22 protein-coding genes and 1 other RNA gene are annotated in these 25,278 nt (G+C 30.7%); 9 read left to right on the forward strand and 14 right to left on the reverse strand.

Features of this window, described 5'->3' with window-relative positions; translation table 11 throughout:
• The 4 genes from nirK to ABDX67_RS10640 form a co-directional block, all read right to left on the reverse strand.
• Complete coding sequence (nirK, locus tag ABDX67_RS10625) at positions 1 to 1,443, reverse strand: copper-containing nitrite reductase (protein WP_347175007.1); 1,443 nt, start codon at positions 1,441 to 1,443, stop codon at positions 1 to 3.
• Positions 1,444 to 1,542: 99 nt separating this feature from the next.
• Positions 1,543 to 2,877 (reverse strand): cbb3-type cytochrome c oxidase subunit I, encoded by a 1,335-nt coding sequence (locus ABDX67_RS10630; protein WP_347175008.1) that lies wholly within the window; start codon positions 2,875 to 2,877, stop codon positions 1,543 to 1,545.
• A gap of 11 nt (positions 2,878 to 2,888) precedes the next feature.
• Positions 2,889 to 3,365 carry a c-type cytochrome gene (locus ABDX67_RS10635; protein ID WP_347175009.1) on the reverse strand — a complete coding sequence of 159 codons (477 nt, stop codon included), beginning with the start codon at positions 3,363 to 3,365 and terminating at the stop codon, positions 2,889 to 2,891.
• A 210-nt stretch (positions 3,366 to 3,575) separates the two neighbouring features.
• On the reverse strand, positions 3,576 to 4,079 hold the full coding sequence (locus ABDX67_RS10640) for a c-type cytochrome (RefSeq protein WP_347175010.1): 504 nt from the start codon (positions 4,077 to 4,079) through the stop codon (positions 3,576 to 3,578).
• Positions 4,080 to 4,199: 120 nt separating this feature from the next.
• On the opposite strand from ABDX67_RS10640, the gene ABDX67_RS10645 reads away from it, so the two are divergent.
• Positions 4,200 to 4,643 (forward strand): RrF2 family transcriptional regulator, encoded by a 444-nt coding sequence (locus ABDX67_RS10645; RefSeq protein ID WP_347175011.1) that lies wholly within the window; start codon positions 4,200 to 4,202, stop codon positions 4,641 to 4,643.
• A 31-nt stretch (positions 4,644 to 4,674) separates the two neighbouring features.
• On the forward strand, positions 4,675 to 5,856 hold the full coding sequence (locus ABDX67_RS10650) for a hypothetical protein (RefSeq protein WP_347175012.1): 1,182 nt from the start codon (positions 4,675 to 4,677) through the stop codon (positions 5,854 to 5,856).
• Here the strand turns inward: ABDX67_RS10650 and ABDX67_RS10655 are convergent.
• Entirely contained in the window at positions 5,825 to 7,261 is a 1,437-nt protein-coding gene (locus ABDX67_RS10655) for a pyridoxal phosphate-dependent decarboxylase family protein (RefSeq protein ID WP_347175013.1), read from the reverse strand. The two genes, ABDX67_RS10650 and ABDX67_RS10655, sit on opposite strands and share 32 nt — an antisense overlap.
• Positions 7,262 to 7,426: 165 nt before the next feature.
• Here ABDX67_RS10655 and ABDX67_RS10660 point away from each other — a divergent pair, with 165 nt between their 5' ends.
• The 4 genes from ABDX67_RS10660 (at position 7,427) to ABDX67_RS10675 (ending at position 11,635) form a co-directional block, all read left to right on the forward strand.
• Positions 7,427 to 9,007, forward strand: coding sequence for an OstA-like protein (locus tag ABDX67_RS10660; protein ID WP_347175014.1), 1,581 nt, complete (start codon positions 7,427 to 7,429; stop codon positions 9,005 to 9,007).
• Complete coding sequence (locus ABDX67_RS10665; protein WP_347175015.1) at positions 9,008 to 10,186, forward strand: aspartate aminotransferase family protein; 1,179 nt, start codon at positions 9,008 to 9,010, stop codon at positions 10,184 to 10,186.
• Between the two features lie 10 nt (positions 10,187 to 10,196).
• A complete protein-coding gene (locus ABDX67_RS10670) occupies positions 10,197 to 11,114 on the forward strand; it encodes a hypothetical protein (RefSeq protein ID WP_347175016.1) in 918 nt (305 codons plus the stop codon).
• A 164-nt stretch (positions 11,115 to 11,278) separates the two neighbouring features.
• Entirely contained in the window at positions 11,279 to 11,635 is a 357-nt protein-coding gene (locus ABDX67_RS10675) for a hypothetical protein (protein ID WP_347175017.1), read from the forward strand.
• Between the two features lie 51 nt (positions 11,636 to 11,686).
• On the opposite strand, the gene ABDX67_RS10680 is transcribed toward ABDX67_RS10675, so the two are convergent.
• Positions 11,687 to 12,232 carry a TlpA family protein disulfide reductase gene (locus ABDX67_RS10680; protein ID WP_347175018.1) on the reverse strand — a complete coding sequence of 182 codons (546 nt, stop codon included), beginning with the start codon at positions 12,230 to 12,232 and terminating at the stop codon, positions 11,687 to 11,689.
• 94 nt (positions 12,233 to 12,326) lie between these two features.
• On the opposite strand from ABDX67_RS10680, the gene ABDX67_RS10685 reads away from it, so the two are divergent.
• Positions 12,327 to 12,884 (forward strand): hypothetical protein, encoded by a 558-nt coding sequence (locus tag ABDX67_RS10685; protein WP_347175019.1) that lies wholly within the window; start codon positions 12,327 to 12,329, stop codon positions 12,882 to 12,884.
• A gap of 76 nt (positions 12,885 to 12,960) precedes the next feature.
• Here the strand turns inward: ABDX67_RS10685 and ABDX67_RS10690 are convergent, their stop codons facing one another.
• The 7 genes from ABDX67_RS10690 to ABDX67_RS10720 form a co-directional block, all read right to left on the reverse strand.
• The gene (locus ABDX67_RS10690; protein ID WP_347175020.1) at positions 12,961 to 15,231 is read right to left on the reverse strand and encodes an aconitate hydratase; all 2,271 of its coding nucleotides are present in this window, start codon (positions 15,229 to 15,231) and stop codon (positions 12,961 to 12,963) included.
• Positions 15,232 to 15,407: 176 nt separating this feature from the next.
• Positions 15,408 to 15,716, reverse strand: an RNA gene (rnpB, locus tag ABDX67_RS10695) — RNase P RNA component class A.
• 140 nt (positions 15,717 to 15,856) lie between these two features.
• Positions 15,857 to 16,978 (reverse strand): molecular chaperone DnaJ, encoded by a 1,122-nt coding sequence (gene dnaJ / locus ABDX67_RS10700; RefSeq protein ID WP_347175021.1) that lies wholly within the window; start codon positions 16,976 to 16,978, stop codon positions 15,857 to 15,859.
• Positions 16,979 to 17,044: 66 nt separating this feature from the next.
• Positions 17,045 to 17,578, reverse strand: coding sequence for a nucleotide exchange factor GrpE (locus ABDX67_RS10705; protein ID WP_347175022.1), 534 nt, complete (start codon positions 17,576 to 17,578; stop codon positions 17,045 to 17,047).
• A gap of 113 nt (positions 17,579 to 17,691) precedes the next feature.
• Positions 17,692 to 19,002, reverse strand: a complete 1,311-nt coding sequence (gene murA / locus ABDX67_RS10710; protein ID WP_347175023.1) for a UDP-N-acetylglucosamine 1-carboxyvinyltransferase — start codon at positions 19,000 to 19,002, stop codon at positions 17,692 to 17,694.
• 2 nt (positions 19,003 to 19,004) lie between these two features.
• Positions 19,005 to 19,670: a DUF4290 domain-containing protein gene (locus ABDX67_RS10715; RefSeq protein WP_347175024.1), complete on the reverse strand. Its 666-nt coding sequence runs from the start codon at positions 19,668 to 19,670 to the stop codon at positions 19,005 to 19,007.
• Between the two features lie 120 nt (positions 19,671 to 19,790).
• A complete protein-coding gene (locus ABDX67_RS10720; RefSeq protein ID WP_347175025.1) occupies positions 19,791 to 22,115 on the reverse strand; it encodes an ATP-dependent helicase in 2,325 nt (774 codons plus the stop codon).
• 99 nt (positions 22,116 to 22,214) lie between these two features.
• On the opposite strand from ABDX67_RS10720, the gene ABDX67_RS10725 reads away from it, so the two are divergent.
• Together ABDX67_RS10725 and ABDX67_RS10730 are read left to right on the forward strand one after the other, a co-directional pair.
• On the forward strand, positions 22,215 to 22,754 hold the full coding sequence (locus ABDX67_RS10725) for a DsrE family protein (RefSeq protein WP_347175026.1): 540 nt from the start codon (positions 22,215 to 22,217) through the stop codon (positions 22,752 to 22,754).
• A gap of 3 nt (positions 22,755 to 22,757) precedes the next feature.
• Entirely contained in the window at positions 22,758 to 23,261 is a 504-nt protein-coding gene (locus ABDX67_RS10730; protein ID WP_347175027.1) for a DUF7935 family protein, read from the forward strand.
• Positions 23,262 to 23,313: 52 nt separating this feature from the next.
• Here the strand turns inward: ABDX67_RS10730 and ABDX67_RS10735 are convergent, their stop codons facing one another.
• Complete coding sequence (locus tag ABDX67_RS10735) at positions 23,314 to 25,224, reverse strand: TonB-dependent receptor plug domain-containing protein (protein ID WP_347175028.1); 1,911 nt, start codon at positions 25,222 to 25,224, stop codon at positions 23,314 to 23,316.
• Between the last annotated feature and the right edge of the window lie 54 nt (positions 25,225 to 25,278).

Below are 25,278 nucleotides of genomic sequence, written 5' to 3' on the forward strand. Positions count from 1 at the left end.
TTATTTTACTTTTTTAACTCTTTCAATAGTTACATTCGTCTTGTTATTACCCCAAGAGTTATATATGTAAGTCATTACGTCTGCAATTTCTACATCTGTAATATTTTGAGCAGTCATAACGCTATTGTATTTATTTCCGTTTACAGTAATTTCTCCTGTTAATCCATGTTTTACAATACCAATTGCTCTATCTACATCTGCATTTAAGTAATCAGATTTTGCAAGTGGTGGGAAAGCATTTGGAATTCCTTGACCTTCTCCTTGGTGACAAGCGAAACAAGTATTCATATACACTTGTTTACCATCTGACATTTTCTGTGCTAAAGATTTTTCTTTTACAACTTCTACAACTTTGCTTTTAGCACCTTTTGGCATTGATTGGATTGAACCACCTTCAGGTAAGTAAATACCTTCTTGCTTTACACCAGAATATACTTTTTTATTTTCTTCACCAGTTACTTTTAACATTCCTAAAGCACCTTTGTTAAATGCTCTAAAAATAGCATGATCTACTAAAATAAGTGTTCCAGGTACATCAACTTTAAAATCAACTATAGCCGCACCACCAGCAGGAATAGATGTTGTTTGAACATTCTTATTGATTAAATCTCCACCTTCAACATGCACATTATCAAAAATTTCTCCAATTACGTGAAAAGATGAAGTTAAATTTGGACCACCATTACCAACATATAAACGTACAGTTTCTCCAACATTTGCAGTAATTGCATTATCGCCAGTTAAAGCACCAACTTTACCATTAAATACAACGTAATCTGCATTTTCATCAATTGCTTTCTGCATATCAAAAGCCTGCAAACCTCTTTCTCCATTTTTTCCACTAGTGTAGAAATCACCTTGCATTACATAATATTCTTTATCAACTGGAGGTAAACCTCCTTCTGGCTCAACTAAAATTAAACCATACATTCCGTTTGCAATGTGCATTCCTACTGGTGCTGTAGCACAGTGATATACATATAAACCTGGATTTAACGTTTTAAAAGAAAATGTTTTTTCGTGACCTGGGGCAACAAAAGATGATTCTGCTCCACCTCCAGGACCAGTTACAGCATGTAAATCAATATTGTGAGGTAATTTATTATCTGGGTGATTTGACAAGGTAAATTCTACTTCATCTCCTACTCTAGTTCTAATAAAGCTTCCTGGTACAGATCCTCCAAAAGTCCAATAAACATAACTTACACCATTAGCCATTTCACCAACTTCTTCAATAATCTCCATATTTACTATTAGCTTTTTTGCTGGTCTGTCTCCAACTGGTGCAGGTACAAATGGTGGTGACGTTAAATCTGCTTTCATTGTTCCACTTATTGGAATTGTTGCCGCATCTACAGCTTTTGCACTTTTGTCATTGTCGCCACAACTTGTTAGTAACATACTTGCTACTACTATTAGACTTAATGATTTTAATAATTTCATTTTTTTAGTTTTAAGTTAATTTTGATTGTTTTTTATTTTTGCTGTTATTATGACAATATATAAATAATTTGATTATTTACAAGTACTATAAAATTAATATTATTCTATTTCTAATGCTTCATCGTTTGGTCTCCCATGCTTATAGAAATCAACGATGTAAAGAATAATTCCTGTTGCAAATAAAGATGCACATAGCATTAATACCACAAAGTGGATACTAATTTCATTTTGTACTGTCATAAATTCTAGCTTCATTTTTCTTTCTAAATATACTTGTGCAACACCTGCAACTCCAAAAGCAACAGTCATACCAATCATTCCTATATTAGAAAACCAATAGGCCATTCTTCCTCTTGCACTATCATATAATTTTCTACCAGTCATATTTGGCAATGCGTAACTAATTATTGCAAATACAATCATACCGTATGCCCCCCAGAAAGCTAAATGTCCATGCATTGCAGTAACTAAAGTTCCGTGAGTATATAAATTTGTTTGTGGTAACGTGTGTGCAAATCCTAATAAACCTGCTCCAACAAATGACACAATTGCTGCACCTAACGTCCAATATAATGCTAGTTTATTTGGATGTTTTTTCTCTCCTTTTCTATACATATTCACAGCAAATAATGCCATTGCTAAGAAAGCTAAAGGTTCTAATGCTGAAAATACACCACCAACAATTAACCAAATATCATTTACTCCGATATAGTAATAATGATGTCCTGTTCCTAAAACTCCAGATAAGAAAGTTAAACCAACAATTACATATAACCATTTTTCAATTACTTCTCTATCAACACCGGTAAGTTTAATTAATAAGAATGATAAAATACCACCCATAATTAACTCCCAAACTCCTTCTACCCAAAGGTGAACAACCCACCATCTAAAAAATGAATCTGTTACTTGACTATCAAATGGTAACATTCCTGGCAAATATAGTAATGCAGCAAATAATAAACCCATTGAGAGTACTAAAGCTGTAGTTGTTCTACGTTTTCCTTTAAATAATGTGATTAAAATGATTCCTAAAAATAGTAACACATTTACAACTACTAAATAATCTAAAGGTCTTGGAATCTCTAAAAACTTTCTTCCTTCCCAAATATTAAAGTGAAACCCAACAATAGATACAACTCCAACTATAGCTAAACTGATTAATTGTACATACGCTAGTTTAACACTTGCTAGTTCTCTTTGTGCTTCTTCTGGAATAATATAATACGCAGCTCCCATAAATCCTGATAACAACCAAACTACTAATAAGTTTGTGTGCACTGCTCTTGCAGTGTTAAATGGTATAAAATCATGTAAATTATCCATTCCAATTCGTGCAAATCCCATAATGAATCCATATGTGATTTGTAATACTAATAAGAGCATTGATAATGCAAAAAACCAATACGCTACTTTTTGTGATTTATATTTCATAATGCTCTGTTTTATTTGTTTCTACCTTTTGATAATGGAGATATCTTTCTATCAACACCAACAACTTCTCCAAATCCGTTTAAATCAATGTTTCCAATCCATTTAAAAAATGCTACCATGTCATTTGCTTCTTGCTCAGACATTTTGTAAGCAACCATTTTTCTTCCGTTAGGTTGCCATGGAACTGGAGACATTAAAATACTTTTTATAACGTCTTCTCCTGCGCCGTTATACTTTTCATTTAACCTGTCAATTACTTTGGTTAATTCTGGAGCATAATATGCTCCTTCTCCTAAAATGGTGTGACATCCCATACAGTTGTTAACCTCCCATATTTCTTTACCCCTAACAACAGAATCGGTTATGTCTCCATAATTTGATTGATCATTACTTTTTGAAAATGAATAAATAGTCAATCCAATAAAAATTAGAAATGTGACTAAAGTACCTCCAAGAAAGAATGCTTTTGCTTGTTTTTTTGATAACATAATTAGTTGAATTTAGTTAATAAAAGACCTTTTTATCTTTTATGTAGCAAATTTATTATTTTATGAAAATTGAAAACATGATAATTATCACAAAAAGGTAAATATTTTAAGAAAATATTAACAAATAAAAAACAAAGACTGCCTAAAGCTAAAATCATTACAATTTTAGACATTAAACAGTCTTATCAACCAAAAAAAAATTTAATTACATTATTTTAAAGTTCTAAAATACTCTAAAATAGCTCTTGATTCTTCTTCTTGAATATTTTGATCTGCCATCGGAACACCGTTAAATTGTGCTAACAATTCTTTTGCAATAGGGTCTTTAGCTGTCATTTCTTGTGGATTCATAATCATATTCATAATCCATTCTGGCGAACGCTTATCCAAAATTCCAGTTGGGTTTGGTCCAATAAATTTTTTATCCGTTCTATGACAAGCAGAACACTTATTTTTAAATATTTGTTGACCATTGTCTGCCAAAGCTTTATCGATTGAACTTCCTAAAGTTACAGACTTAATTGGTCCAATACCTTTATTACTCATATCAATAGAAACAACTATTTTTTCTTTTTCTACTTCTTTCTTTTCAGGAGTTTTTTTAACTACTGCTTTTTTTACTTTTTTTGTGCTAGCTGGTTGTTTTTTATCATCACTACCACAACTTACCATTACTCCTACTGCTAGGAATGCCATAATAATTTTTAGTTTCATCTTTTTATACTTATATACTTATAATATTGATGCAAAATTATTACTTTTATAGCTTAAAAATATGATAAAAGTCATAAAAAAAGACTTTTTTGTCTTTAATTTCACGCCTTAAATTATTTTATGCTATCAAGATCTAGTAAATACGCAATAAGAGCTGTTATTTTCATATCAAATTATAGTACTAAACATACTAAAATTGGTTCTAAACAAATTGCAGATGAGTTGCAAATTCCTGCTCCTTTTTTAGCAAAAATATTACAAGAATTAACAAAGAAGAACATCATTTCTTCTCTAAAAGGACCAAATGGTGGGTTCTATTTAACTTCAAAAAATAATAAAAAAACGTTTTTTGATGTTGTTGAAAGTATCGATGGATTTCAAAAGATTGATAGTTGTTTTCTAGGTCAAAAAGAATGCAACAACATCAACCCGTGTATTATACATCACTTATATTATCCATTTAAAAATGAATTGCTAGATAAATTAAAAACAAAAACAATTGTAGAAATGGCTGATGAATATGCAAAAAATAATAATTTACTAGATGTTGTTAAACTCCAATAATTGCGTAAAACTACACAGTAAAATTGCTTTATTGTATCTTTTTATTGCTGCTTTTTTAGGAATTGTTTTAAGACTATTTTATGTTACAAATATTAATGCAACATATAAATACATCATCCATACACATTCGCATATCGCCCTTTTAGGCTGGGTTTACATAGCGTTAACAACACTTATTTATCATTTCGGAATAGATAAAGAGAAAGCAAAAAAATACAATCTTATTTTCTGGAGTACACAAATTACCATTATAGGAATGTTAGTTACATTTCCTTTTATTGGGTACGCTTTGTATTCTATTATTTTTTCTACATTGTTTTTAATATGCTCTTATTGGTTTTACTTTTTCTTTAAAAAAAATCACACATTTGATGTTAAAAGTGTTTCCTATAAATTTATTTCAACATCATTATTGTTAATGGTAATTTCAACAATTGGTCCTTGGGCGTTAGGAGCAATAATGAATACACTTGGACCAACATCATCTTGGTATAAAAATGCTATTTATTTCTATTTGCATTTTCAATATAATGGTTGGTTTATTTTTTCGTTAATTGGTGTATTTTATTTTCTACTTGAAAAATCTAAAATTCAGTTTTCTATAAAAATTGCAAATCAATTTTATAGACTGATGCTTATAAGCTGTGTGCTTACGTTATGTTTGTCTTTTTTATGGATGAAACCATCATCAATTATTTATATAATTGCAGCTTTAGGAGCTATCTTACAATTAATTGCATTTGGGGTTTACTACAAACAATTAAAAGAAATTAAAGTGCAACTAAAGAAACTTTTAAAACCACAACTCTATGCACTTCTCAAAATTGCTTTTGTTTTAATTTTTATTAAAATTATTTTACAAACATGTACTGCAATTCCATATTTTTCTGAGTTAGCAACAATAATTTTAGATTTTGTTATCGGTTATTTACACTTAACTTTTTTAGGCGTTGTAACTTTATCTACACTTGTTTTTCTAAGGTTTTATAAGTTGATAGCACTCCCAAAGATTTGGATAAATATTTATATACTCGGATTTGTTTTATCAGAATTACTCATTTTTTACAAAGGGTTTTCTGCTTGGCAACAACGCTATTTACTAGATAATTATTTTACTTATTTAGTAATTTGTAGCGCTTTAATGCCGTTGGGAATTCTTGGTATATTGTTAAAATCGAGTTTTACTTCTTCCACTCAGCAAGAATCGCTGTAGCAAATGCCTCAGATTGATTAAACGTTTCTGTAATGTGCTTAAATGTAGTTCTAGGGTTTATCAAACACATTCTTAAAACAACCTGATTTTGCAATATGGTTGTTACTAATAAGGCTTCTTTAGATTTAGTAATTCTTGCAGAAATTTCTTGATTTAACTTGTCTAATTCTGGCTCAGATAAATGTAAACCAATCGGATTGTATCTATAATTTATTATTGCTAAAGTTGCCGGAGAAATGACTTCCCAGTTTTTACTTTTACGCAAAAAATCTTCTGTTTGTTCAGCTAAATCAATGCTATAAGTAACTGCTTTTTTAAAAGTGTCTAAACCATAAGTTTTGATTGACATATAAAACTTTAATGCTCTAAAACGTCTTGTTAATTGAATTCCGTAATCGTAAAAATTAATTTCAGATTCATTTCCTTCAATATCTCGTAAATACTCAGGTTTTTCAGAAAAAGTATTGCTTAACCAAGACGAATCTTTTACCAATAAACATCCTATTTCATAAGGTTGATAAAACCATTTGTGAGGATCAACTGTTAACGAATCTGCACGTTCAATTCCTCTTAAAACTCTACTTCCTTTTTTAGATAAAATTGCTGCACCACCATAAGCTCCATCAACATGCAACCAAAGATTTTCTTTCTCACAAATATCTGCAATATCATCTAACGGATCTACAGTTCCTGTGTTTGTTGTTCCTGCTGATGCAATAAAACAAAACGGTTGATTTCCTTCTAAACGATCTTTTGCAATGGCATTTTTTAGTTTGTTAAAGCTAATTTTAAATTCTAAATCAGTTGGGATTATTCTAATTTGTTCTTTCTTAAAACCCAACACACGAATTGCTTTTATGTTTGATGAATGCGCTTGATCTGATAAATAAATAATTGCTTTCGAAAAATCGTCGCCACATTTTATTCTTCTTGCAGTAACCAAAGCTGTTAAATTTGCCATCGAACCACCACTTGTAAAAATTCCACCGCCTTTTTGCACTGGGAAATCAAACATTTTCAACAACCAGTTCATGGTAACAATTTCCAATTCTGCTGCAGCCGGAGAAACAATCCATCCGCCAGAAAAAACATTAAATCCTGTTGCCAAAGTATCTGCAAGCGTACTGATATAATTACTTGGACCTGGAACAAAAGAAAATGATTTTGGATGTGTTGTTAAATTACTATGCGGAATTACATTTTGCATAACAAAATCTAACACTTCATCTGCTGGCATTGCTTCATTTGGTGCTTCTTGTAAAAAAAGAGAATCCATTTGCTCTCGTGTACCTGAAGTTACAGGTTTTTGAGATTCAATGGTATCGTAATGTTCTACGATAATGTCTATAATTTTATAGCCATACGCTTTCATTTCTTCTTTAGTTAAATCAAATGGCGATTTCATGGAGTTCTTATTTTTTGCAAAAATACGTCAACTTATATATATTATTAGAATAAAACAGAGAATCTTTTATTAAAAAAACAATAAAAATGAATCAATTTAAATTTCACTTTTCTTTAATAAGAAGCCGTAATCTTTTCACTATTTTTGTTGAAAATAAAATTTCGGTTGAAAAAATTTACTCTATTCTTTTTATTATTTGCTTCTTTTGCTAGCTTTTCTCAAGCTAAAAAGATTAATATTATTTATGCTGGAGTTAGTACTGCGGATGAAGAAAAATTTCCTGGAGCAACTATTTTAACTAAAGATAAAGAAGGTTTAGTGAAAATTTCTCATGAAGGAGCTATTCTAACTGCTAAGAGAATTATACTTTATAAAAAACGAAATTTTGCAAAAGCATTTGGAAATGTTTTAATCAAGCAAGGCGATACCATTACACAAACTAGCGATTATGTTGATTATGACGGAAATACAAAAAAAGCGTTGTCTTGGGGAAATGTTGTGTTGAAAGATCCAAAAATGACTTTAAAAACTGATACGTTGCATTTTGATCGACAAAAGCAATTGTTGTTTTATAAAAACCACGCCATTATACAAGACGAAACCAATGTTCTTAAAAGTAAAGTCGGAAATTACTTTCTAGAAAATAAAAAGTTTACAGCAACTACTAAAGTAACGGTAACAAATCCAGAACATGTGTTAGAATCGAATCATTTAGATTATTATACAGATTCTGCGCATGCTTATTTGTATGGTCCATCAACCATAAAAGGAAAAGACAATACTATTTATACAGAAAAAGGATTTTACAACACAAAATCAGAGATTTCTCATTTTGTTAAAAATTCTAAAATTTATTTTACAGATAAAACCATTGAAGGCGATAGTTTGTATTATGATAAATTTAAAGGTTTTGCTTCTGCAACTAATAATATCAAGTTTATTGATACTATTCAAAATTTTATTGCAAAAGGAAATTATGCTGAGTTTTTTGAACTAAAAGATTCTGTTTTTATTGTTGATAAAGCTGTTGCCATTTCGTTGATGGAAAAAGATTCGCTCTACATTCATGGAGATACATTGTTGGTTACTGGAAAGCCAGAAAATAGAATTACGCGGATTTATAACGATGTAAAAATCTTTAAAACAGACTTGCAAGGAAAAGCAGATTCTATTCACATGAATCAAACAACAGGTTTAACGAGAATGTTTAAAAATCCTGTTTTATGGTCAGGAAAAAACCAAATTACTGGTGATAGCATTCAGCTTTTAAACAATAAAGAAACTGAAAAATTAGATTCTTTAAAAATTTTAAACAATGCGTTAATTGTTCAATTAGATACGATTATTGATGGCATTTCTACCTTCAATCAAATTAAAGGAAGAAATATGTTTGGTAAATTTGCTGACGGAAAACTCAAATATTTTTTAGTTGAAGGAAACGCAGAAGTTGTTTTTTACAACAGAAACGAAGCAGGAATTTTAGAAACCATTACCAAACAAGAATGTAGTTCTATTGAGTTTACGTTAGACGAAACCAACAATATAGAATCTGTAAAATATATTAAGAAACCAGAAGGAACTTCGTATCCGCCAGAAGATTTACCAGAAAATGCCAGAAAATTAAAAGGATTTATTTGGCGAGAAGATGAACAACCAAAAACAATGGAAGACATTTTTGTTGTTGGAGATAAAATTCCAAGAAAAAAGGAAATAAACACTTCTAAAGTTCTAAAAAAGGAAAAATAGATGAAAACTGATTTTTTAAAATATCAAGCACAAACATCTCCTTACCCACTTGCTTTAGAAATTTCTCACGCAAAAGGAAGTTATGTTTATGATACAAACCATAAAAAATACTTAGATTTTATCGCTGGAGTTTCTGCAAATACTTTGGGACATAATCATCCTAAAGTAACGGAAGCAATTAAAAATCAAGTTGATAACTATACGCACGTAATGGTGTATGGCGAATTTGTTCAGAAACCACAAGTGGAATTGTGTAAAGCGTTGGCAACTACAATTCCCTCTAAAAATTGTGCAGTTTATTTAACCAATTCTGGAACAGAAGCAACAGAAGGCGCATTAAAATTAGCAAAACGATTTACAGGAAAATCAGAAATTATTGCTGCAAAAAAGGGTTATCACGGAAATACACAAGGTGCCATGAGCGTTTGTGGTGCAGAAGAACAAAACCAAGCATTTAGACCTTTGATTCCGGGAATTAAATTCATCGAGTTTAATCTAGAAAAAGATATAAAAAAGATTACCAAAAATACTGCTGCTGTTATTTTAGAAACCATTCAAGGTGGCGCAGGTTTTATAGAACCAACAAATAATTATTTGCAAAAAGTAAAAATTAAGTGTGAAGAAGTTGGTGCGTTGTTAATTTTAGATGAAATTCAATCTGGAATAGGAAGAACAGGAACTTTTTGGGGATTTGAAAATTATAAGGTTGTTCCGGATATTATTATCACAGGAAAAGGACTTGGCGGCGGAATGCCAATTGGTGCATTTATGGCTTCGCAAGAAATGATGAGTTGCTTAAAAGAAAACCCGAAGTTAGGACATATTACTACTTTTGGTGGACATCCAGTAATTGCTGCTGCAGGTTTGGCAACAATTACGGAGTTAAATAATTCAAATCTAATTGAAGAAACGCTCAGAAAAGAACAATTAATTAGAAAGCATTTACAACACCAAGCAATTAAAGAAATCAGAGGAAAAGGAATGATGTTAGCAGCAATTGTAGAAACGCCAGAACTTGCATCTAAAATCATTTTAAAATGTTTAGACAAGGGTTTACTCCTGTTTTGGTTGTTGTTCGAAGGAAAAGCCATTAGAATAACGCCTCCATTAACTATTTCTGATGACGAACTTAAAAAAGGTTGTGCAATTATTATTGATGCTTTTGAAGAAGTGGTTTAGTTTTAAAAAAATGAAAAAAAATAACATTTTTCTTATCACTGTATTTATAATATGTTCTTGTCAAAAGAACAATAAAAAAGATACAACTATTTTAGAAAAAAGTAATACTTCTTTCGTCCAAAAAAATATTAATTGTGATAGCATCTGGAAATCTTGGTCTCAACTTCAATCTAAAAAAGATAGTATTATTCAAAAGATTATAAATCAGAATAAAAAATCTTTATCATTTGAAAACATTAGTTTATTATATGCTTTAAAAGAAAATAAAGATTCTCTATTAAAGTTTAAACAACCTCTTTCTGCTGTTTTTAAAGATTTAGCTCCTGAACCATTTATTATTTCTAATTATCAATGGAAGAAAATTGGAGAAGGCTATATTAATTATTATCCTGAAAGTAAACTATTAAATAAAGTAGAAACTAATGATTCAAATGAATTTCTTGGTGAATCAAGAAAGTACTATAAGAACATACTTAATAAAGTTAACAAAAATGAAAGAGAAATTTTTGTTATAGGTCAAAATAAAACTTCAGAAGCTTTAGTTACAATCCTGGGTAAACAAAACAGTGAATGTGAACCTTATGTGTTTTACAATTTTATTACAGCTAATAAATATTCAATCACAAATCCACTCGTGGTTAGTCCTTATAATATTAATGTAGAATTTGGAAATTGGAGTAATATTGACTCTTTAATAAAAGATAATATAATTAATAAATGTAGCGACTGTCTTAACTCATATGATAAAAATAAAACTTTTGCTAAGTTAAAAGGAACAAAAAATGTTTTTTTTTCGTTTAACAATCCTACACCAAATAGAGATGATTCTTATACTCCAAGTAGATCACTTTTTTATATTACTGAGGATAATAAAATAGTTAATCTTTGGTCTGATTCAATAGATTTGTTTGGATGTAGCTGTTTGTAATTTTTTTTTTCAATCTCTTCTTAAATTTTTCTTAGAATTTAACAACTACTTCTTAAAGTATGTTAAATGCTGTTAAGTTACTGCCAAAACCCATTTCTCAATGCAACCTTTTCGTTTTCTGTTGGTCTATATTGATATAACATTAATTTAAAACCACATATAAAATGAAAAATTTAAAAACAATTATCGCTGTAGTAGCAATCAGTATTTCTTCAGTAATTTCTGTAGCAGCAAACACAAACACAGAGCCAACTTCTAAAGATTCAAAAACCATTTTAAGAACAGAAATTATATCCTTATTAGGAAATCATTCATACAATTTATCAGAAAAAACATTAGAAGCGCAAGTTTCAGTGATGTTGAATAATAAAAACGAATTAGTGGTTGTTTCTGTAAATTCTAACAGTGAAACAGTTACCAATTATGTAAAGTCAAAATTGAATTATAAAAAATTAACTGTAAAAGGAATTACAAAAGGAACAGTTTATAGAATTCCATTAAAAATGATTCAGTCTAGTTAGTTTGGTTTAGATTGATTGATGTAGAAAGCTTCTAAGAAATTGGGAGCTTTCTTAGTTTAATAAATTATCTAATATTTTTCTTGTTGATGTTGAATTCCAATCTGCTGCTCCTCTTTTTTCAACAACAATATTTTTGCTTTTATCTAAAATAAATGTTGCAGGAATAGATGAGCTTTCTAACTCACTCGGAGAAAGTGTTATTTGGTTGTATGTAGGGAAATCAAAATTTTTCTTTGTGTAAAATTTAGAAACCGTTTGCCAATCTTCATTGGTTACAAAGAGAAACGTTACGTCGTCTTTATAATCATCATATAATTTTTGCATACTTGGCATTTCTGCAATACATGGCGCACACCAAGTTGCCCAAAAACTTACAAATACAACCTTATTTTCTAATTCTTTTAAATTGATATTTTCGGTATTCAATCCTTTTAATTGCCAGTTTGTATTTTTGATTTGCTGTTGATTTTCTGTTTTAATTTCTGATGGAGAAAAAGAAATTAACCTGATAAAATATACCTTTGTTGGCGGATAAATCATCAATCCGATTATTATCACAAAAGCAATATTTGTAATATGTTTTTTAGTTATTTTCATATAGATATAAAGATATTACTTTCTGTCGGTTCAAAATAAAAACCTTACTAATAAAAGTTAAGTATGGTAAAATGTTTAAATTTGAAAAAAAAACATGAAAAAGCATATTCTCTCTTTACTACTTTTAACATTTATTTTTAATTCTTGTATTGTTTTTGTAAATGATTTTGTTTTAGAAGATACTTCGTTTAATTTTGATTTAACCAATTACACAGAAACAACTTGGAATGAAGGAACCTTATATGTTGGAGCAAAAAATTTACAAGGAGATTTTATTGCTACCGATTCTGTAAAATATATTCCAATTCCTTCTAATATTTCTCCAGTTGATTCTTATACAGAAGATAATTATAGTTCTAATGGAAAACATCAAGGATATCATTATTATAAAATAAACAATTTACAATATGTTACAATTCCTTATCCAATAATTAGTTACGGTTCTTTACATATTGATAAAGATAAACTTACAGCAATCTCATCGACATTTGGATTTGTTTTTAAACTTTCTGACGGACAAAAAACTTACGTTGAAGCTTTCGATATTAACAAAGGAATTGATAAAAGCAGACTTTATATAAATTTTTATATTAAAAGTACAGGAGTTACTGGCAAAATTAGAAACAATAATAACAACGATGATGATTATTGATTAACATTATAAGTTGTATAAAAAATGCTCCTAAATTTTAGGAGCATTTTTTATTGTGTATCAATTAAGAAAAGAGTTATGCAGCATTTTCTTTTTTGATAAGATTTAACGCAGAACCTTCATTGTACCAATCAATTTGTCCTTGATTATACGTGTGATTTGTAACAATAATGTCTTTCGTTCCATCTGCATGAACAACTTCTAGCGTTAAAGGTTTCCCTGGAGCAAACTCATTTAAATCTATAAAGTTAAACGTATCATCTTCTTGAATTAAATCGTAATCGCTTTCATTAGCAAATGTTAAACCTAACATTCCTTGCTTTTTTAAGTTGGTTTCGTGGATTCTAGCAAAAGATTTTACCAAAACTGCGGCAACACCTAGGTGTCTTGGTTGCATTGCTGCGTGCTCTCTAGATGAACCTTCACCGTAATTATGATCTCCAACTACAATAGATTTAACTCCTGCTTTTTTATACGCTCTTTGTGTTGCAGGTACTGCATCATATTCTCCAGTTAATTGATTCTTTACAAAATTTGTTTTTTGATTGAACGCATTAACTGCTCCAATTAAAGTATTGTTTGCAATATTGTCTAAATGTCCTCTAAAACGCAACCATGGTCCAGCCATAGAAATATGGTCTGTTGTACATTTTCCGAAAGCTTTTATCAATAACTTCACTCCTTTTAAATCATTTCCTAAAGGAGTAAAAGGTTCTAATAATTGTAAACGTTCAGAATCTTCATTTACAGCAATCTTAACACCACTTCCATCTGCTTCTGGAGCTAAATACCCATCATCTTTTACTTCAAAACCTTTTGGAGGTAATTCCCATCCAGTTGGTTCATCTAACATTACTTCTTCTCCATTTTCATTGATAAGTTTATCTGTCATCGGATTAAAATCTAAACGTCCTGCAATAGTTACTGCAGCAACCATTTCTGGTGATGCAACAAATGCATGTGTATTTGGATTTCCGTCTGCTCGTTTTGCAAAGTTTCTATTAAAAGAATGTATAATTGAGTTTTTTGGTGCATTTGCAGGATCGCTATATCTAGCCCATTGACCTATACATGGTCCACAAGCATTTGTAAATATTGTAGCATCTAATTTTTCAAAAACACTTAAAATTCCGTCTCTATCTGCAGTGTATCTTACTTTTTCAGAACCTGGATTAATTCCGAATTCTGCTTTTGTTTTTAAACCTTTGTCAATTGCTTGTTGTGCAATAGAAGCTGCTCTAGATAAATCTTCGTATGATGAGTTTGTACAAGAACCAATTAATCCCCATTCAACTTGTAATGGCCAATCATTTGTTGTTGCTTTTTCTGTCATGTCTTTACCTACTTTTGTAGATAAATCTGGCGTAAAAGGTCCGTTTAATAATGGACTTAATTCTGATAAATTAATTTCAATTACTTGATCAAAATACTGCTCAGGATTGGCATATACTTCTGCATCGCCCGTTAAATAATCTTTTACTTTATTTGCTGCATCTGCAACATCATCTCTATCTGTAGCACGTAAATAACGCTCCATAGATTCATCATAACCAAAAGTAGAAGTAGTTGCTCCTATTTCTGCTCCCATATTACAAATAGTTCCTTTTCCTGTACAAGACATTCCTGTTGCTCCAGGTCCAAAATATTCTACAATTGCTCCTGTTCCTCCTTTTACAGTTAAAATATCAGCAACTTTTAAGATAACATCCTTTGGAGCTGTCCAACCAGATAATTTTCCAGTTAATTTTACTCCAATTAATTTGGGGAATTTTAATTCCCAGGCCATTCCTGCCATTACGTCAACAGCATCTGCTCCACCAACACCAATTGCAACCATTCCTAATCCACCTGCATTTACTGTATGTGAATCGGTTCCAATCATCATTCCTCCAGGAAATGCATAATTTTCTAATACAACTTGATGTATAATTCCAGCTCCAGGTTTCCAGAAACCTAAACCATACTTATTTGAAACAGATTCTAAAAAGTTAAAAACTTCATTACTTGTGTTTAATGCACTTTGTAAATCCATTGTTGCTCCGTTCTTAGCCTGAATTAAATGATCACAATGCGTTGTAGTGGGAACTGCAACTTTAGCTTTTCCTGCTTGCATAAATTGCAATAAAGCCATTTGTGCAGTTGCATCTTGCAAAGCTATTCTATCAGGTGCAAAATCTACATAATCTTTTCCTCTTTCAAACTCCTTAGTTGGTGTTCCATCCCAAAGATGTGAGTATAGTATTTTTTCTGCAAGTGTTAGTGGTTTACCAGTAATTTCTCGAGCAGCATCTACTCTTTCAACTACTTTTGAATAAACCGATTTTATCATTTCAATATCAAAAGCCATAGGTAGTAATTGTTTAATTATTGTAATGCAAAAATACGATTTTATAATGAGATTACATAATAAACAGTGATATCGTAAAATTATTACAAAAATGATAATTTAACACTTTGATAGTAATAAATATATAAAAAATAACAAAATAAGACAAGGTTATTTATCATATTGATAATAAAGAAAAATAAAGCAGGTCTATAAGCCGAATCCTGTTTCCGTAATAAAACGAAATCTTATCATTTATCTAGTTCTAAAATTACTCTTAGAATCAATCTGCCCACCCCTTAGAATCGAACGAGAAGTTCTCAATCTCTAATATACGTGGCATTGCACCGCATAGAGTTTACCTGGTTTCACTACAGCCGAACTGTACTTGCTTTCTGTTGCACTTGTCCTCAGCTTACGCTGGACGGATGTTATCCGCTATGCTACTCTTTGGTGTTCGGACTTTCCTCCACGTTAATATCGTGGCGATAAGATTGACCTGCTATATTATTCTGCAAAGGTACAAATAAAAAAAACCCACTTAATTTCTTAAGTGGGAAAATTGCTATGAAAAAGAAATTATTAGCTTTGACACTAATAATAGTTCAAATATAACTATATTTTTTGAATTACAAAGTAACTTTTGTTACATAAACATATCTTTTACCTTTTCAAAGAAAGATTTGTCTGAAGTATTTGGGTTTGGAGCAAAGTTTTCATCACTTTTCATGTCTTCAAAAAACTTTTTTTGCTCTTTGTTTAATTCTTGTGGTGTCCAAACATTAATATGAATTAAAAAATCTCCATTTCCGTAACGCTCAATACTTGGTAAACCTTTTCCTTTTAATCGTAATATTTTTCCAGATTGTGTTCCTGGCTCAATCTTAATTTTCACCTTTCCAGTTACCGTTTCAACTTCTTTACTAACTCCTAAAACTGCTTCAGAAAAATTTATATATAAATCGTAATGAATATTGGTGCCTTCTCTTTTTAATGTTTCGTGATGAATTTCTTCTATCAACACTAATAAATCTCCAGAAACTGAATTTTTCCCTGGAGCTTCATTTCCTTTTCCAGCTACTTTTAATTGCACTCCTTCTGTAACTCCTGCAGGAATTTGAATTGAAACCGTTTCTTCTTTTACAACCAATCCATCTGCATCAGAACCACTTGGTTTCTTATCGATAATTTGACCTGATCCTTTACATTTTGGACAAGTAGCTGCTGTTTGCATTCTTCCTAAAATAGTATTGGTAACTCTTGTTACTTGACCAGCTCCATTACATGTTGAACAGGTTGAATATGTTACTCCATCAGCTTGAACCTTTCTTCTAACCTTTACTTTTTTCTCAACACCTTCTGCAATTTCTTTTAAAGTTAGCTTTACACGAATTCGCATATTACTTCCTTTAACTCTAGCTTGACGTTGACCACCGCCGCCAAATCCGCCACCAAAACCTCCACCAAAGATATCTCCAAACTGACTAAAAATATCTTCCATATTCATTCCGCCGCCACCAAAACCGCCGCCGCCATGACCACCTTCAAAAGCTTGATGCCCGTATTGATCATAACGTGCTTTTTTGTTCTCATCGCTCAAAACTTCATAAGCTTCAGCAGCTTCTTTAAACTTCGCTTCTGCAGTTGTATCATCAGGATTTTTATCTGGATGATATTTAATTGCCATCTTTCGATATGCTTTTTTAATTTCTGCCGCCGAAGCTGATTTGCTTATTCCTAATATTTCGTAAAAATCTTTTTTTGCCATATGTTTTAGTTTCAGTTTTCAGTCTCAGTTTTCAGTGCTAACTGTTTACTGTTACTGCATACTTTTTTACTGTCCGATAACCACTTTTGGGAAACGAATAATTTTATCACCTAATTTATATCCGTTTTCCACACAATCAATAACTTTTCCTTTTAATTTGTTGGTTGGAGCAGGAATTTGAGTAATTGCTTCATGAATATCTGCATCAAAATCATCACCTTCCTTTACTTTTATCAAGCTTAATCCTTTTTGCTCTAAGGTTTTTCTCAATTTATCATTGATTAATTGCATACCTTTTAACAACTCTTTGTCTTTTGCTTTTTTAATTTCTGCCAAGCCTCTGTCAAAATCATCCATAACTGGCAGTAAACTTGTCATTATATCTTGACCTGCAGTTTTAAATAATTCGATTCTTTCTCTAGTTGTTCTTTTTTTATAGTTTTCAAATTCAGCAAACAAACGCAAATACTTATCTTTCTCTATTTGAATGATTTCTTCTGCAGTAGGTTCATTGACTTCTACTTCCTGATTTTCTTCAACTTTTGCTTCTGCATCGTTGTTTAAAATCTCTTCTTCTTTCTTATTATCTTCTGTACTCATTTTATTCTAATCGTTAAATTGTAAACAATTTATAGGCAATAATTTTGCCAATAAAAAAATAGTGTCAAACTGACACTATTTGTATTATAAAAATTATTGAATCAAGTTCAATATTAATCTTCTATTCTTTCAATACGAGCTCCAATTGATTTTAAGCGCTCTTCAATATTTTCGTAACCTCTATCAATTTGCTCAATATTATTAATAATTGATGTTCCTTTTGCTGATAAAGCTGCAATTAATAATGAAATTCCTGCTCTAATATCTGGCGATGTCATTTTGGTTGCTTTTAATTGCGATTTATGATCGTGACCAATAACAACTGCTCTATGCGGATCAGACAAAATTACTTTTGCGCCCATATCAATTAGTTTATCGACAAAGAACAAACGACTTTCAAACATTTTTTGATGAATTAAAACAGTTCCTTTTGCTTGTGTTGCAATTACTAAAATAATGCTTAATAAATCTGGTGTAAAACCCGGCCAAGGTGCATCTGAAACTGTCAACACTGAACCATCTATATAATTCTGAATTTCGTAACTTTCTTGTGCAGGAATGTAAATGTCATCTCCTTTTCTTTCTAACTGAATTCCTAGTTTTCTAAAAACATTTGGTATTTGACCTAAATCTTTCCAGCTAACATCTTTAATAGTTAATTCTGATTGTGTCATTACTGCAACACCAATCCAAGAACCAATTTCTATCATGTCTGGCAAAATTCTATGACGACAACCTTTTAATTCTTTAACTCCTTCAATCGTTAATAAATTTGAAGCAACCCCAGAAATTCTTGCTCCCATAGAGTTCAACATTTTACATAATTGTTGAATATATGGTTCGCAAGCTGCGTTGTAAATAGTTGTTGTTCCTGTAGCTAAAACAGAAGCCATTAAAATATTTGCTGTTCCGGTTACAGAAGCTTCATCTAACAACATTTCTGTTCCGTATAATTCGTCTGCTTCTACTCCGTAAAAATATTCTTCTCTATTGTATCTAAATTTTGCGCCTAATCTTATAAAACCTTCAAAATGTGTATCTAATCTTCTACGTCCAATTTTATCTCCTCCAGGTCTTGGAATGTATCCTTTTCCGAAACGAGCTAACAACGGACCAACAATCATAATAGAACCTCTTAAAGAACTTCCGTCTCTTTTGAATTCTGCAGATTCTAAATAGTCTAAATTAATTTCATCGGCTTGAAAACAATATGAGTTTGCTTCTAGTTTCTCTATCTTAACTCCTAATTCTCCAAGAATAAAAATTAACTTATTTACATCTATAATGTCAGGAATATTATCAATAACTACTTTTTCTGGAGTTAACAATACTGCACAAATAACTTGTAAGGCTTCATTTTTTGCTCCTTGCGGAGTAATTGTACCATTTAATTTGTGTCCGCCTTCAATTTTAAATGATGTCATAATTATTTCTTTCTATTATTGTTGTTATTGTTATTTGATCTATTTGTTTTGTTAGATTTATAGTTCTTTGAATTGCTTTTACCTTGCTGAGTGGTTCTTTTTCTTAGTAAACTTTTGCTTTCAGAAAGTACTTCTTCAGAGTTTCTTAAATCTATTTTACCATCAGATAATTCAAATAAATGTTTAAAAATCACTACATCATCAACTGTGTCTTTATTCCAATTTAAGTAACATTTTTTCATATGATTGGCAATTGTAAACACCAATGCTTCTCTTTTTTCGCTGTCTTCCCAAGAGAGCGCAACATCTATCATTTCTTGAATATTATTACCATAGTAACGATATCTTGATGCAGATTTAGGATACGGCAATGATTCTGGTTTTTCTTGCAATTCTTCTTTAGATGGTTTCCCGTACGGAGAATCTGCTTCTAAATTGAAGCTAGACATGATAAACAATTGATCCCATAATTTGTGCTTAAAATCAGGAACGTCACGCAAATGTGGTTGCAAGTTTCCCATGACATCAACTATTGCTTTTGCCATTACATTTCTTTCTTCTTTATCATCTAAAGCTACACAATAATCTACTAATTTTTGAATATGTCTGCCGTATTCTGGTATAATCATTAACGGTCTTTCTGAGTTGTATTCTAGTTCGAATTCCATTCTAAAGTTTATTGAAATATATAGCTGTAACGCTTTTTATCTCTGTTTGTTTTTGAAGTATCTTAAAGCTTGCAAATTAAGGATTAATTTTAAGTAATCAAAAATTAATAATGAGCTATTTTATCCGATTACTTTTAACTTGGCAAACTGTAATAATAATTTTTTCTTCCCTACTGTTCCAAATTTAATTTCTGCTTTTTTATTTGGTCCATTTCCTTCTAAGCTCAATACTTCTCCCGCTCCAAATCTATTGTGTTCTACTAATGTGCCAACTGTGATGTTTGCATCAAAAAGATTGGTATTCTCTGAAGTAGTATTCGGTATTTTTTTTAATTTTTTCGGCGGAATAAAAGGTTCTTCTTTTTTTGCTTTGAATTCCTTTTTTTTACGCTGAATTGGTTTTTGAAAACGAATGGTTTTTGACGGTGTATCAAATAAACTTGCATCAACAAATTTATTTACAGACGGTTCTGGTTTTTTAGGTGTAATATATTCTAAAAAACTTTCATCAATTTCTTCTAAAAACCTGCTTGGTTCTGCATCGGTTAGTTTTCCCCATCGATAACGTGTTTGTGCGTAACTCAAATACGCTTGATGTTCTGCTCGGGTTAGTGCTACATAAAACAATCTGCGTTCTTCTTCGAGTTCACTTCTTGTGTTCATGCTCATTCCTGAAGGAAATAAATTTTCTTCTAAACCAACAATATATACGTACGGATATTCTAATCCTTTAGATTGATGAATTGTCATCATAGAAACTCTTGGTGTGTCATCTTTTTTATCTGAATCGAAATCAGTTGCCAAGGCTACATCTTCTAAAAATGATGTTAAAGAAGCATCTTCTCCTGTTTCTATTTTATCGGTGATAAAATCTTTTATTCCGTTTAATAATTCTTGAACATTTTCTACTTTACTAACCGCTTCTGGCGTTCCGTCTTTTTCTAAATCTTTGATTAAACGGACTTGTTTTACAACAACATCAGCAATTTCAAAAGCATTTTTTGTTTGCGATTCTATTTGTAAACGCAAAATCATATTTACAAAATCTTGTAATTTATTTTTTGTTCCTGCGTTTATTTTTAAATCAACTTTATCGATATGTTTTAGAATTTCAAAAATTGATTTCTTATAATGATTTGCCGCAATTGTTAACTTATCAATTGTTGTTTGTCCAATTCCTCTTGCTGGATAATTGATTACTCTTTTTAACGCTTCTTCGTCATTTGGGTTGATTAACAATCGTAAATAAGACAATAAATCTTTGATTTCTTTTCGTTGATAAAAAGAAATTCCCCCATAAATTTTATACTTAATATCTTTTTTACGCAACGCATCTTCCATTGCTCTCGATTGTGAATTTGTTCTGTACAAAATAGCAAACGCATCAGCAGTTAACTGTTTGTTCATCATGTTTTCCCACATCGATTGCGCGACAAAACGTCCTTCTTCTCCGTCAGAAATTGTACGCATTACTTTTATTTTTTCTCCTTCGTCATTAGAAGTCCAAACAACTTTATCTAATCGAGTTTTATTTTTCTCGATAACAGAGTTTGCAGCATTCACAATATTCTTCGTAGAACGATAATTCTGTTCTAACTTAAAGGTTCTCACATCCGGATAATCCTTTTGAAAATTTAAAATGTTATTGATGTTTGCACCACGGAAACTATAAATACTTTGCGAATCATCTCCAACAACACAAATGTTCTGAAAACGATCTGCCAACGCTCTTACAATTAAATATTGCGAATGATTTGTATCTTGATACTCATCAACCATAATATATCTAAATCGGTCTTGGTATTTTGCTAATACATCCGGAAAACGTGCTAAAACTTCATTCGTTCTTAACAATAAATCGTCAAAATCCATGGCACCAGATTTAAAACATCGCGCTACATATTCTTTATAAATTTCTCCAACTTTTGGTCTGCTTGCATGCAAATCAGCTTCAACCAAATCAGCATTATTAAAATAGGCGTTTACCGTTATCAAACTATTTTTTAAAGAAGATATTCTGCTTAATATTTGCTTCGGTTTATATCTGTCTTTATCTAATTGCATCTCTTTAATAATTGATGTTATTAAACGAACAGAATCTTGCGTATCGTAAATGGTAAAGTTTGATGGAAATCCTAACTTGTCTGCTTCTGAGCGTAAAATTCTTGCAAAAACAGAATGGAAAGTTCCCATCCAAAGATTTTTAGATTCGCTTACCCCAACAACGCTTGCAATACGTTCTTTCATTTCTCTAGCCGCTTTATTGGTAAATGTTAGCGATAAAATATTAAACGAATCTACGCCTTGTTGCATTAAATGCGCAATGCGATATGTTAACACACGCGTTTTACCAGAACCAGCGCCAGCAATAATAATCATTGGTCCGTCTTTTTGTAAAACCGCATCTTTTTGAGCAGGATTTAAAGAATCTAAGTAATTTGACAATTGGAAAATTTTAAAGCGTAAATTTAGGCAATGTTCATCGATTTTATTTATTAGATTCATAAAATTATAAATACATTTACAACATTAAATTTTTTTATCATGAAAAAGTACATCCTTTTACTTGCGTTCACAACGCTTTCTACTGTTGTTTTTTCTCAAAATAATAGAACTGAAGGAAAAATTATTAAAAACTTCGGAGAAACTTTTAAAGTTGAAAATCCAGATATTAAAACAGACACTTCTGCTGAATTGAAAGTAATTTTTGATGTTTCTAAAACCTCAGAAAAGAAAAATGTAATCAATAAACACATTGTAACTGCTGCTCGTTTTTTAAATATGCACGCAGACGAAGGAATGAAACCGAGTCAATTAAAAGTGGCAATGACAATACATGCTGATGCCTGGAAAGATGTGTTAAATGATGCTGAATATAAAAAGAAATTTGGTTTTGTAAATCCAAATACCCAACTTATTAAAGACTTAAGCAAAGCTGGTGTAGATGTTATTATTTGTGGACAAACAGCTATGTTTAGAAAAATTGATAGATCTGTTATTATTCCTGAAGTAAAGTTTGCACTTTCTGCAATGACAGCGTTGTTGCAATATCAAAATAATGGGTACAAATTCATAAAATTTTAATTGATGGATTTTAGTTTTTTAGAAGTAATTGGTATTATTTTAATTGTAGGAATTATTGGTTTTTATTTTTTTAAGGCTCAATTAAAATCACAAGACAGTCAACAAAAAGTTGAGTTGTTTGCGGATAGAAAAAAAGATGCATTGCCTATAAAGTTGCAAGCATACGAAAGAATGTTATTGTTTTGTGAGCGAGTAAATCCAATAAAAATGTTGGTGAGAGTAAAACCAAAATCTGATGTTGTAGAAGATTACTTATTCCTTTTATTGCAGAACATTGAACAAGAATTTGAACACAATTTGGTGCAACAATTATACATTTCTGAAGAATGTTGGAATGTAATCATCGCTTCTAAAAGTGCAATTATCAACAAGTTAAAACAAGTTGCATCAACAAGTAAAAATACACAAGAGTTTAGAGAAAAAATGATGATTGCTTATCAAAATTCAGCTCCAGCTACTGATACTGCTATTGCTTATCTAAAAAAAGATATTAAAAAAATTATCTAACAAAAAAGCTCTAAATTTCTTTAGAGCTTTTTTGTTGTGAGTAAAAATGAAATTAAAATCGTAAACGAATTCCTAATTTATAATTTCTTCCTCTGGTTGTATATCCAATAGTTTCTTCATAATCTTCATTAAATATATTCGTCAAAGAACCGAAAAACACTACTCTACCATTTAGCAGTTTTAAATTCGCATTAATATCTAACAATTGATACGTTGGTAATTGCTCTTCTACAGTTGTAAATGTTGTAGCATCATAATATCTTCCTGTTCTTTCGCCAACATTTTTATAAGCTAAAGACACAAATACATTCTCTGAAGGTTTATAATTTATTTGAGCTGTAATTTTATTTTTCGGAAGATAATCTGCTTCAGCGTCTTTATCTGTGTATGTATAACCAATTGCAACATTAACTTCTGAACTCGGCTTTAACTCAATTATTGACTCAATTCCTTTTGCGTTAATCCTTGCATTTGAATTGGCATATTGCCCCCAAGGAGCAACAGATAGTCCTTGAAAAATAATTGCATTGTTTTCGGTTCTATTGAAATAAACTACATTAAATTCCAACCATTTTTTATAAGTAGATTCAAAGCCAAACTCAGCTGTTTTACTAGTTTCTGGTTCTAAATTTGTATTTCCATACACAGAAAATAGTTGATATAAACTTGGTGCAATAAAAGCAGTACTATAAGAAGTTAGCAATTTTAAAGAAGTGTCATCCGAAGTAAAAAGATGCAACGATGGATTGATGTGATACACTAAATGATTTCCATAATTACTATGCTTATTTAATCTTCCACCAGTATTTATTGTCAAATCAAAATCAGTAGTAAAAACAACAGCTCCATAAACATCTAACGTGTTAAAATTAGCCACATCTTCATCAATATTTCCCCAAGGAGAATTTGTTTGATTAAAGTGTTTTTGATAATTAACTCCAGATATTAGTTGCGTATTTGAATTGATATCCCATTTATTAATTACTTCAATATTAGTAGAATTTCCTTCAAAAGTATCGTCAAACAAAATTCTTTTTACTCTGTTTAAAGAAGCGATAGCAACAACATTTCCGTTTTTATATGTATAATTTGGTTTTATACCAATTCTAAGTTGCTTTTGAGTAGCTTGGTTGGTTTTAGAATCGTTATTTGTGCCTGCATCAAAACTATATTCTAAGTTATCGATGTTAAAAAATGATTCAATATTAAGTTTATCAGAAAAATCATAACCTAATTTTACCAAACCATTTTCACTGTAAAATGGGTCTGTTGTAAATTCTTGATTTGTGTTGCTTTTTGCCGCTGAAAGTCCATCTACAGCTGTAAAACTTAAAGAAGTTAAATAATTAAAATTATTTACAGTTCCTCTAATTGTTGCCGTTTGATTTTTATCCAACAAGCTTTTGTTTTTTGAAATCGCCGAATTATTTGTCCCCAAACTTACTTGGTAAGTTCCAGAAATTGCATTTGTTGATGCTTTTTTTAAGACGATATTAATTACACCAGTAGTAGCGCCAGAGCCATACATTGTACTAGATGCGCCTTTCATAATTTCAATAGATTCTATTTGGTTTAAACTTAGCAAACGCAAATCATACTCTAAACTAATTCCTGTTGGATCTGTTAATGGAACACCATCAATTAAGACCAACACTTGTCTATTTCTTCCTCCTCTAATATAAGTTCCTTTGACTTCTCCTAAAACAGAATTTGAACCTTTAATTTCTATTCCAGGAATTGCATTTAACAATTCTAATACGGTTCTACCAGCGTTATTCTGAATTTCTTCTTGGGTGATTTTATGAATCACCTTCCCTACTTTTTCTTTTTTTAACTTGAATTTTGTTGCAGAAATTACAACCTCTTCTAATTCAATTTCTTTTACTTTTGATTTTTGCGAATACGCAGTTGTGCCAACTAGAAAGAAAGTTAGCAGTCCAACAATACTTAATTGTTTGTTCATTACTAATGATTTAATTTAACAAATAAATCAGGATATTTTGTACGATATGAATTG

Origin of the sequence: Polaribacter uvawellassae (assembly GCF_039748955.1) — a bacterium.
Taxonomy (GTDB): domain Bacteria; phylum Bacteroidota; class Bacteroidia; order Flavobacteriales; family Flavobacteriaceae; genus Polaribacter; species Polaribacter uvawellassae.